The 10,322-nt window shown below is 65.7% G+C and carries 7 protein-coding genes; 5 read left to right on the forward strand and 2 right to left on the reverse strand.

The window, feature by feature from the left end:
- Positions 1-82: 82 nt before the first annotated feature.
- Both EPO50_RS17465 and EPO50_RS17470 read right to left on the reverse strand, forming a co-directional pair.
- Positions 83-1,048, reverse strand: a complete 966-nt coding sequence (locus tag EPO50_RS17465) for a tripartite tricarboxylate transporter substrate binding protein (RefSeq protein WP_296346276.1) — start codon at positions 1,046-1,048, stop codon at positions 83-85.
- A gap of 91 nt (positions 1,049-1,139) precedes the next feature.
- Complete coding sequence (locus tag EPO50_RS17470; RefSeq protein ID WP_296346277.1) at positions 1,140-4,112, reverse strand: ribonuclease E/G; 2,973 nt, start codon at positions 4,110-4,112, stop codon at positions 1,140-1,142.
- Between the two features lie 492 nt (positions 4,113-4,604).
- On the opposite strand from EPO50_RS17470, the gene EPO50_RS17475 reads away from it, so the two are divergent.
- From EPO50_RS17475 to EPO50_RS17495, 5 genes are all read left to right on the forward strand, one after another.
- Entirely contained in the window at positions 4,605-5,465 is an 861-nt protein-coding gene (locus EPO50_RS17475; RefSeq protein WP_296346278.1) for an N-acetylmuramoyl-L-alanine amidase, read from the forward strand.
- A 58-nt stretch (positions 5,466-5,523) separates the two neighbouring features.
- A complete protein-coding gene (locus EPO50_RS17480) occupies positions 5,524-7,986 on the forward strand; it encodes a penicillin-binding protein 1A (RefSeq protein WP_296346279.1) in 2,463 nt (820 codons plus the stop codon).
- A 74-nt stretch (positions 7,987-8,060) separates the two neighbouring features.
- A protein-coding gene (gene prfB / locus EPO50_RS17485) for a peptide chain release factor 2 (protein WP_296346280.1) occupies positions 8,061-9,183 on the forward strand; the annotation gives its coding sequence in 2 pieces (ribosomal slippage) (positions 8,061-8,129 and positions 8,131-9,183; 1,122 coding nt in all).
- A gap of 11 nt (positions 9,184-9,194) precedes the next feature.
- Positions 9,195-9,395 (forward strand): hypothetical protein, encoded by a 201-nt coding sequence (locus tag EPO50_RS17490; protein ID WP_296346281.1) that lies wholly within the window; start codon positions 9,195-9,197, stop codon positions 9,393-9,395.
- A 51-nt stretch (positions 9,396-9,446) separates the two neighbouring features.
- On the forward strand, positions 9,447-10,322 hold an 876-nt coding region (locus tag EPO50_RS17495), incomplete at its 3' end, for a tripartite tricarboxylate transporter substrate binding protein (RefSeq protein WP_296346282.1).

Raw genomic sequence — 10,322 nt, forward strand, 5'->3', positions numbered from 1 at the left:
CTCCTTGCCTATCAGGAGACGGACCTGCCGCCAGCGCTGGATTGATCCGTTCTGGAACAAATGTGCATAGGCGCCGCTGGTACTATTCCGGTTCGATGCCGGCGACCTTCATCATGTCCCTGTAGAGCTGGATCTCCGCCACCATGATCTGGCGCATTTCCTCGGGGCTCGAGGGGGATATCTCCGAACCGCCCTGGGCCTGGCGTTCGACATAGGCCGGGTCGGTGATCGCCTTGATCATCGCCTCGCGCAGCTTTGCCTGGATGGGCTGGGGTACTCCGTGGGGCAACAGGATGCCGGTCCAGGTCATCAGCTCGAAATCGGGAATGCCTTGCTCGATCAGGGTCGGGATATCGGGCGTGAGCTTGTAGCGCCCGCGGCTGCCGACGCCGAGGCAGCGTACCGTACCCGCCTTGACCTGCGGCAGGCTGGTCACCGGATCGGCGAAACACATTTGTACGTGGCCTGCCATCAGGTCCTGCAGCGCCGCGGGTGTGCTCTTGTAAGGCACATGCACCATGTCGACCCCGGCCTTGGCCTTGAACAGTTCGCCCGAGATGCGGGTCGAAGCGCTGCCCGAACCGAAGTTGATCTTGCCGGGGTGGCGCTTGCACAGCGCCGCGAACTCGGGCGCCGTCTTCGCCTCAACCTCGGAATTGACGATCATGAACACCGGCGCGCGGCCGATGATCGTGACGGGATCGAAGTCCTTCAGCGGATCGTAGGGCAGGGACTTCATCATCGCGACGTTGGAAGCCGCCGCGGTGTTGGAGCAGACGAAGATCGTCTGCCCATCGGGCTTGGCCTTGGCCGCGACTTCGGCCGCGATCGCGCCATTGGCGCCGGGCTTGTTCTCGACGACGGCGGCGACCCCGAAGGCGCGATTCAACCCTTCGGCGACGTTACGCGCGCTCTGGTCGGTCGCCGAGCCGGGACCGAAAGGAACGATGATGCGGAAGGGGCCGTTGGGAAAGCTGTCGGCTTTCGCCGCGCCGCCGATCGACAGCGCGGCCGTGCTGGCCAGAAGGAAGCGACGACGATCAATCATGGCGAAGATTGTCGTCGCTCGACGCGCGCAACTCCAGTTGCGCGTTTCTCACTGCGGGTAGCGCCGCCTCAGCGACGGCGCTTGCCGTGCTTTAGCGGCGCCACCATCCGCGCTTGGGCTTTTCCGGCGGCGCGTCGATCACGGGGACCGGGGGCGGCGCGGGAGTGGGCTCAGGCTCAGGCTGCGGAGCTGCGACCATGACCGGCGTCACCGCGACAGGCTCCGGAGCGGGCGGCGGCGGTGGCGGAGGAGGAGGTGGTGGCTCTGCCGCCTCGACATTCACCGGCGGACCTGGATCGAAGGGCGCGAGTTCCATCGGCGCGGCATCGACATGCGCCGGCTCGTGCGCCGTGGTTGCAGGCGGGAACTCCGAAGCAGGTCCCTCCTGCGTCGCTGGTGCATCCGTCGCGGGTGCATCCTCGCCATTGGCGCTCTGCTCGTGCTGCGGGAAGTCACCCGGCTCGGCTTCACCGTTTTCGCGACGACGGCGGCGGCCACCGCGGCGGCCGCGACGGCGGCGGCGATCACCACCGCGTTCGTCGTCAGTTGCGTCGCCGTTGCGTGCGCCTTCGGCCTGCTCGCCGTCAGCCCGTTCAGTATCACCCCGTTCGCTATCGCCCCGGTCGGCATCACCCTCCGGCGCGTCACTCTCGTCGGCGTCGCTCTCGCGGGAAGCATCGTCGCGTGGTTCGTCGCTGGCGCCTTCTTCGCCGGCAACGCGCGGACGATCGGACTCCTCGCCCTCACCATCGCGACGACCGCGACGACGACGACGGCGGCGGCGGCCACGACCGCGACCATTTTCATCGTCGGCGCTGCGCTCCTCGCCGCGATCCTCGCTGTCGCCACGGCTCTCGGTCTCGTCTTCGTGGTCGGCCGGGGCGGCTTCACCCGAGGTTTCCTCGTAGGTGGCTCGCGCCAGCTCCTGGGCCGGACGATCGCTGCGATCTTCGCGACGCGAACGCACGCGCTCGATCTCGCAGTCCGCCGCATGCAACTCGTCGTCGGCCTCGATCGTGACGTGGAAGTTGTAGCGGTTCTCGATCTCGCTGATCGTGTGTCGCTTCTGGTTGAGCAGGTAGAGCGCCACGTTCGGTGGCAGGCTGACCAGGATTTCGCTCGCCCGCCGACGCACGCCTTCTTCTTCGATGGCACGCAAAGCATGCAGCGCGGCGGACTCGATCGAGCGGACGCGGCCGGTGCCGGCGCAATGCGGGCAGATTTCGGTAGAGTGCTCGAGCAGGCTGGGCCGGAGCCGCTGGCGCGACATCTCGAGCAGGCCAAAGGCAGAGATGCGGCCGATCTGGATGCGGGCGCGGTCGTTGCGCATCGCATCCTTCACCTTGTGCTCGACCTGACGCTGGTGGCGCGTCTCCTCCATGTCGATGAAGTCGATCACGATCAGGCCGGCGAGGTCGCGCAGGCGGACTTGGCGGGCAATTTCCTCGGCCGCCTCGATGTTGGTCCTGACCGCCGTCTCCTCGATGTTGCGCTCCTTGGTCGAGCGGCCCGAGTTGACGTCGATGGCGACCAGCGCCTCGGTCGGGTTGATCACGATGTAACCGCCGGAGCGCAACTGCACCGTCGGCGAATGCATGGCGTCGAACTGGTTCTCCACCTGGTAGCGGTGGAAGAGGGGGATCGGCTCCTTGTAGAGCTCGACCTTATTGGCCTGATGCGGCACGAGCTGGCGCATGAACTCGGACGCGGCCTGGAAGCCGGCCTCGCCCTCGACCAGCACCTGGGCGATGTCGGTGTCGTAGACGTCGCGCAGCGAACGCTTGATGAGGTCGCCTTCCTCGTAGATCAGCGCCGGCGCCGTCGAGCGCATCGTGAGCTCGCGGATCGAATCCCAGAGACGCGACAGGTATTCGTAGTCGCGCTTGATATCGATCGTACTGCGCTCGAGGCCGGCGGTACGCAGGATCACGCCCATGCCCTGCGGCACGTCGAGCTCGGCCAGGATCTCCTTCATGCGCTTGCGATCGGCGGGGTTGGAGATCTTGCGCGAGATGCCGCCGCCACGACCGGCGTTGGGCATCAGCACGCAGTAGCGGCCGGCCAGCGACAGGTACGTGGTCAGTGCTGCGCCCTTGTTGCCGCGCTCTTCCTTGACGACCTGGACCAGCAGGATCTGCCGGCGCTTGATGACTTCCTGGATCTTGTACTGGCGGATCGGGTTGCGGCGGCGGCGCTCGCGCGTCTCGCGCTCCTCGACGACCTCGTCGCCACCCAGCGTCTCGACCGTGACGTCGGGCTGCGGCGCTTCCGAGGGATCGGTCGACGTCTCGGCATGTGTGGGCTCGGAAGAGGGCTCGCCGTTCTCGGATACGACGACTGCTTCGGCTTCGATCACTGTCTCGGCGACGGCAGCCGGCGTTTCGGCAGCTTCGTGATGAACCGGGCCGTCGATGCGTTCGACGGGGATTTCGGCTGCCTGGGCCTGCGGCTCAGGCTCGCTGGCCGGCGCCGATTCGATGGGAGTCAGTTCGACGGGAGCCGGTTCGACGGCAGCCGCTTCGACGGCAACGGGTTCAACGGGAGCCGGTTCAGTGGCTGCGGTTTCCACAGGGGCCGTTTCAGCCGCAGGCTGCTCGCTGGCAGGCTCTGCCGGGGCGGCTTCGGCTGCCGGTGCTTCGGCGACAGCCTCGGCGGGGGCGGCCTGTTCGCCCTCGGCGGCGGCCGCTGCCTCGCGATTGTCCTCGCGGACCTCTTCGATGTCGGTGCGATCGATCCGATTGCGCCGGCGTGGCTCTTCATCCTCGGCCTCGGCGTGCAGGCGCTGCTGCTCGGCGATCAGCCGTTCGCGGTCTGCGACAGGGATTTGATAGTAGTCGGGATGAATTTCGGAGAAGGCGAGGAAGCCGTGGCGGTTGCCGCCATATTCCACGAACGCCGCCTGCAGCGACGGTTCGATGCGGATGACCTTCGCCAGGTAGATATTGCCCTTGAGGGGCTTGCGGGTCGAGGTTTCGAAATCGAATTCTTCGAGTCGTGTTCCATCGACGACGACGACCCGGGTCTCTTCCGGGTGACTCGCATCGATGAGCATGCGCCTTGCCATGGGCTCGCTCCGAGGCGTTCGATCCCAACCGGTGCGAGCGACCGGCGGCCTAGCCGCCTCACTGGTGCGAGGGGGACGGTGCGTCATCGACCCGTCGAACGGCCAACTCAGGCCAAGACGGGGAAGCTACGCGCCGCCGGATCACAACTGGATCCTGCCGACCTCGAGGTTCCTGATAGCCACCGCCTGCCTGACAATCCCGACTCAGACCCACCGCGCCCATTCTCTGTAGGGGCGCCAGCCCGGCCCGGCCCGGAGACTGCCGTCGGAGCACTCCAAGCCTCCCGAGGGAGAGGGGCGCTACGAACGACGGCGACTGCTCGCATCCGCAACATACGGGGTTCGAAACTGAGCGACAATCAAAACATTGCGTCGCACGAGTTTTCACCTTTAAGCAATTGAGAATACTTGAAATATTCGCGCTTCTTGTGTATCTAGTTTAAGATATTCCAAAGAATAATTGCCGTTCCTTCTAATTTTCTGGCGTCCGCCATGTCCACCTTCCGTCGCCGCGAGCTGCTTGCCGTCCTGGCCGGGCTGACCGCCTTTGGCCTCGGCATGGGCGATGCATGGGCAGGTCCGTCCAAGAAATCGAAGCGCCAGCAGAACCGCAAGTCGGTGGCCAAGCCGACGCCGCCGCTCGCCAAGCCGAGGCCGAAACTGGTCGTCCTCGACCCTGGCCACGGCGGCAAGGACCCCGGCGCCATCGGATCCCGTGGCACCCAGGAAAAGAAGGTCGTCTTCACCATCGCCCGCGAGGTGCAGCGCGAGCTGCAGGCGGGGGGCCGCTACCGTGTTCTGTTGACCCGTACCGGCGACAGTTATGTTGCGCTGCGCGAGCGCGTTGCCCGTGCCCAAGCAGCCAAGGCCGATCTGTTCCTGTCGCTTCATGCCGATTCGCATGACAATTCCGATGTACGCGGCGCTTCGGTCTACACGCTGTCCGAGGATGCCAGCGATCGCGAGGCGGCAGCACTCGCCGCGCGTGAGAACCGCGCCGATGCCGTCGTGTCGGGCATGCGGCTGGCTGACAAATCCGACAACGTCGCCCAAACCCTGGTCGCCATGAGCCAGCGCGGCACGGTCAACGAATCACGCCGGCTGGCCGAAACGATCGTGGCCACGTTCGCCAAGAACGGTGTGCGGCTGCTGCCGCGCACCCACCGCCAAGCAGGTTTCGCCGTCCTGACCTCGGCCGAAATCCCGGCGGCGCTGGTCGAGCTGGGTTACCTCTCCAACCCTCAGGACGAAAAGCTGCTGACGGTGCGCCAACACCAGATTTCTTTGGCACGAGCCCTGCGCGCATCGGTCGATGCCTATTTTGGGGCAGGAGTCGCCACAAGAAAGGCTTAAGTCCGGGGCACCTTCCGTTTCTCCCCCTGCTGCGCGGGGGAGGAAAGACTAGTAGAAGATGAGTGTGCTCAATTTCATAAAAGTGGCGCTGGCCTTCGCAACGGCCGCATTGATCGTAGGTACCGGCACGGTGGCGGGCCTGTTCTGGCATTTCAGTCATGGATTGCCGGACCACAAGCAGCTTGCTGACTACCAGCCGGCCATCACCTCCCGCCTTTATGCCGCCGACGGGCGCCTGCTTGCCGAGTATGCCCGCGAAAAGCGCGTCTACGTGCCGGTCGCGGCGATGCCCAAGCGCGTCCTCGAAGCCTTCGTTGCCGCCGAGGATCAGCGCTTCTTCAGCCACCCCGGCATTGACGTGATCGGCGTGCTGCGCGCCGTCGTGGCCAACGTCGCCAACCCCGGCAAGCGGCCCGAAGGCGCCTCCGGCCTGACGCAGCAGGTCGCCAAGAACTTCCTGCTGACCAATCAGGCGACCCTGGCGCGCAAGATCCGCGAGGCGATCCTCGCTTTCCGCATCGAGGAGACCTACTCGAAGGAGCGCATCCTCGAGCTCTATCTCAACGAAATCTACCTGGGCTCGGGCAACTATGGCGTGGCGCAGGCTGCGCTGAACTATTTCGACCGCTCGTTGGGCGAGCTTTCGCTGTCGGAGATCGCGTATCTCGCGGCGCTGCCCAAGGCGCCGAACCGCTACAACATCGTGCGCAACGAGAAGGAAGCCTACTCGCGGCGCGACTATGTGCTGAACCGCATGACCGAGGACGGCTACATCACAGCGGCAGAAGCGCAGACGGCGCGCGCCGAGAAGCTGCAGTATCGCCGCCGCAGCAATACCGAGACCGCGAATGCCGATTTCTTCGCCGAGGAAGTGCGCCGCAACCTGATGGCTGCCTATGGCGAGAAGAGCCTCTACGAAAGCGGCCTGACCGTCAGTACGACGCTCGATCCGTCCATCCAGGCCGTGGCCGATACTGCCCTGCGTGATGGGCTGATCAGCTATGACCGCCGCCACGGCTGGCGCGGCGCCTACGCCAAGATTCCTGACATGAGTGTCTGGGAAGAAGAATTCGCCCGCATCGCCCAGCGTCGGCCGCTGCTGGGTCCGACCAGCTGGCAACTTGCCGTCGTGAACAAGGTCGACGCGCAATCGGTCCAGATCGTTGGTCTTCCCGGCGACGGTGAAGGCACGGTGCCTTTCGCCGAAATGACTTGGGCGCGCCCGACCCTCAAGGACCAGAACGTCGGCGGCGCCCCGCGCGGGCCGCGCGATGTCGTGGCCGTGGGCGACGTGATCGTCGTCGAGAAGGTCGAGAAACCGGCCGGGCAGAACGCCAAGCCTTATCCGCCGAGGACTTACGCACTGCGCCAGGTGCCCAACGTTGAAGGCGGCGTTGTGGTGATGGATACGCAGACCGGGCGCGTGCTCGCGATGTCCGGCGGCTGGGCTTACGGCCGCAGCCAGTTCAATCGCGCCGTCCAGGCCGCCCGCCAGCCGGGCTCGGCGTTCAAGCCTTTCGTCTATCTCGCGGCAATGGATTCGGGCTTCTCGCCCGCCAGCATCGTGCTCGATGCGCCCTTCGTCTACGACCCGGGTTATGGCCAGCCGCTGTGGACGCCGAAGAACTACGGCGGCGACATGCTCGGCCCCACGACCGTGCGTCGCGGTCTCGAACTCTCGCGCAACCTCATGACCGTCCGCATGGCCCAGCAGGTCGGCATGAAGAAGATCGTTGAGGTCGCCAAGGAATTCGGCGTCACCGACAATATGGGTGCCTATCTGCCGATGGCGCTGGGCGCGGGCGAGACCACGCTCCTGCGCATGACCATGGCCTATGCGATGCTGGCCAATGGCGCGCTGGAGATCACGCCGTCGCTAGTTGATCGCGTGCAGGACCGCGATGGCCGCACGATCTACCGCCACGAACCGCGCACCTGCCGCGGCTGCGGCGAGGCGGCGAGCGGTGGCGCGCCGGCCGCGCCAGAACTGATCGACGGCCGCAAGCCGTTCCACGATCCCGCGTCGGTCTATCAGGTCGTCAGCATGATGCAGGGCGTCACGACGCGCGGCACGGCCGGGCGGCTGGCGGCGCTGGGCCGGCCGATCGCCGGCAAGACCGGCACGACCAACGACGCGCACGACAACTGGTTCCTGGGCTCCACGCCGGACATCACCGTCGGCGTCTACATCGGCTTCGACGAGCCGCGCACCCTGGGCTCGCAGGAGACCGGTGGCGGCAACGCGGCGCCGATCTACGAAGCGATTGCCAAGGAGATCTTCAAGGGCAAGCCACCGACGCCGTTCCGCGTCCCGCCGGGCCTGCGCATGGTGAAGTTCTCGTACGAGGGCGGCACGATCGACGAAGTCTTCAAGCCAGGCACCGAGCCGGGCTCGGAAGGTTATCAAGTCTCACCGCTTGACGGGTCGGCCCCTTATTCCGCTATAGACCCCACCGCGGGCCCGCAGCAGGCGGGTGGCGCCCGGCGTCCGGGTCTCTCGGGCACCGGCGAAACCTATTGATCTTTGGACCACGGGCCTCAGGGCCCGTGCGTAAATGCGGGCCGCTTGGCCCGCGGTCCATTTGAGGAGTGACGATGCGCGCCGAAGCTCAGGCCATGGTGACCGAAATAGAGGAGTCGCTGACACTCCTCAGGAGGCGTCTTTGACTACGACCGAGCAGTCGTACGTCTGGATGAGCTGAACGCGCGCGCCGAGGATCCGGCGCTCTGGAACGACCCCAAGGAGGCCCAGGCCGTGATGCGCGAGCGCACGCGGCTGGAGGGCGCCATCGCCACCATCAAGCGCCTGCGCGCATCGATCGACGACAATGTCGGCCTGATCGAAATGGCCGAGGCCGAGAAGGACGAGGCGATGATTGCCGACGCCGAGAAGGCGCTCGGCGAGGCGCGCTCGGAGGCGGCGACAGCGCGTCTCGAGACGCTGCTGTCCGGCGAAGCCGATCCCAACAACGCCTATGTCGAACTCAACGCCGGCGCCGGTGGCACCGAGGCCCAGGACTGGGCTGAGATGCTGGCGCGCATGTACACACGCTGGGCCGAGCGCCGCGGCTACAAGGTGAGCTGGCTCGAGGAGAGCGCGGGCGAAGAGGCGGGCATCAAATCCTGCGCCTTCAAGGTTGAAGGGCCGAATGCCTACGGTTGGCTGAAGACGGAGTCGGGCGTGCATCGGCTGGTGCGCATCTCGCCGTTCGACGGCAACGCCCGCCGGCAGACATCCTTTGCCAGCGTCTGGGTCTATCCCGAGGTCGACGACAACATCGAGATCGAGATTCTCGACAAGGACCTGCGCGTCGACACTTATCGCGCTTCAGGCGCAGGCGGCCAGCACGTCAACAAGACCGACTCGGCGGTGCGCATCACGCACATCCCGACCGGCATCGCCGTTGCCGTCCAGCAGGAACGCTCGCAGCACCAGAACCGCGCCAAGGCCATGCAGATGCTGAAAGCGCGCCTCTACGAGGTCGAGCTGCAGAAGCGTGAAGCCGAGCGGCTGGAGGCGGAGGCAAGCAAGACCGATATCGGCTGGGGCCATCAGATCCGGTCGTATGTGCTGCAGCCCTATCAGATGGTGAAGGACCTGCGCACCAACGTCGAACGCTCCGACCCGCAGAAGGTGCTCGACGGCGATCTCGACGAGTTCATGGCCGCGTCGCTTGCCGCAAGGGTGGGCGAGGGTAACGACAAGGAAGCCGCCTGAAGGAGCGCGTCATGTGGTTCGTGTTCGAAGCCGAGTATGCCATCGAGAACCGGCGCGCCAACTGGAACAAGCCGGTAACCGAGACCATGGCCTGGCACGGACCCTTCACGACCGAGGCCGAGGCTGACGCCATCGCAGTTGCCCGCATGTGGGCGAAGATCGACATCTATGCCCACAAGGCGCGGACCGTAGACATGACGGTGCGCGACTGACGCCTGCCAGTGTATGCTCCGGGGCAAAACGAGCCTCCGGGAGAAAACGCCATGGGCAAGCAGAAGATTGGGCGCCGTCCATTCGTCTCAATGTCGGTAGCGGGGCTGCTTGCTGCGCCTGCTATCGTCTCTGCGCAGAGTGAATGGCCGACACGGCAGATCCGCGTCGTCATCCCTTACCCGCCAGGTGGTCCGTCCGACGTCACGACGCGGATCGTGCTGGAGCGGGCGAGCTCGATCCTGGGCCAGAGCATCCTGTTCGATAACAAGGGCGGCGCCAGCGGCGCGATCGGCGCCGAGCACGTCAAGAACACGGTGCCCGACGGCTATACGTTCCTCATGACGACGACAGCGATGGTCTGCATCACGCAGCATCTGCAGCCGCTGCCTTACGATCCTGCAGCCGACTTTGTTCCGGTGGCGCGGCACGCGACATCCTGGATCGGCATGGGGATCAGCCCGCAGGTGCCGTCCAACAACCTCCAGGAGTTCATCACCTACGCCAAGGCCAATCCCGGCAAGATCAACTTCGGGTCGGCGGGGCTCGCCACGATCACCCAGCTCTATGGCGAGATCTTCAACATCGAGGCCGGCGTGAAGATGGTTCATGTGCCCTACAAGGGAAGCGCGCCGGCGACCAACGACCTGCTGTCGGGCCAGATACAGGTCCAGTTCGATCCGACGACCCTGCCGCACATCGCAGCCGGCCGCCTGAAGTGCTTCGCCATTGCCAGCGAGAAGCGCTGGCCGGGCCGACTCGATATCCCGACCCTGAAGGAGCAGGGCTACGGCAAGATGGGCGGCGATGCCTGGTACGGCATCCTGGCGCCGCGAGGGACTAACCCTGCCATCGTCAACAAGATGAGCCGGGCGATCGGTGAGGCTGCGGCCATGCCGGACATCAACGAGAAGCTGGTCGCCAGCGGC

Origin of the sequence: Reyranella sp., assembly GCF_004297405.1 — a bacterium.
GTDB lineage: Bacteria > Pseudomonadota > Alphaproteobacteria > Reyranellales > Reyranellaceae > Reyranella.

Coding starts and splice junctions, on each gene's coding strand:
- EPO50_RS17490 (WP_296346281.1), top strand. CDS start 9,195: ATGTGGTTCGTGTTCGAAGCCGAGTATGCCATCGAGAACCGGCGCGCC.
- EPO50_RS17470 (WP_296346277.1), bottom strand. CDS start 4,112: ATGGCAAGGCGCATGCTCATCGATGCGAGTCACCCGGAAGAGACCCGG.
- EPO50_RS17465 (WP_296346276.1), bottom strand. CDS start 1,048: ATGATTGATCGTCGTCGCTTCCTTCTGGCCAGCACGGCCGCGCTGTCG.
- EPO50_RS17475 (WP_296346278.1), top strand. CDS start 4,605: ATGTCCACCTTCCGTCGCCGCGAGCTGCTTGCCGTCCTGGCCGGGCTG.
- EPO50_RS17480 (WP_296346279.1), top strand. CDS start 5,524: ATGAGTGTGCTCAATTTCATAAAAGTGGCGCTGGCCTTCGCAACGGCC.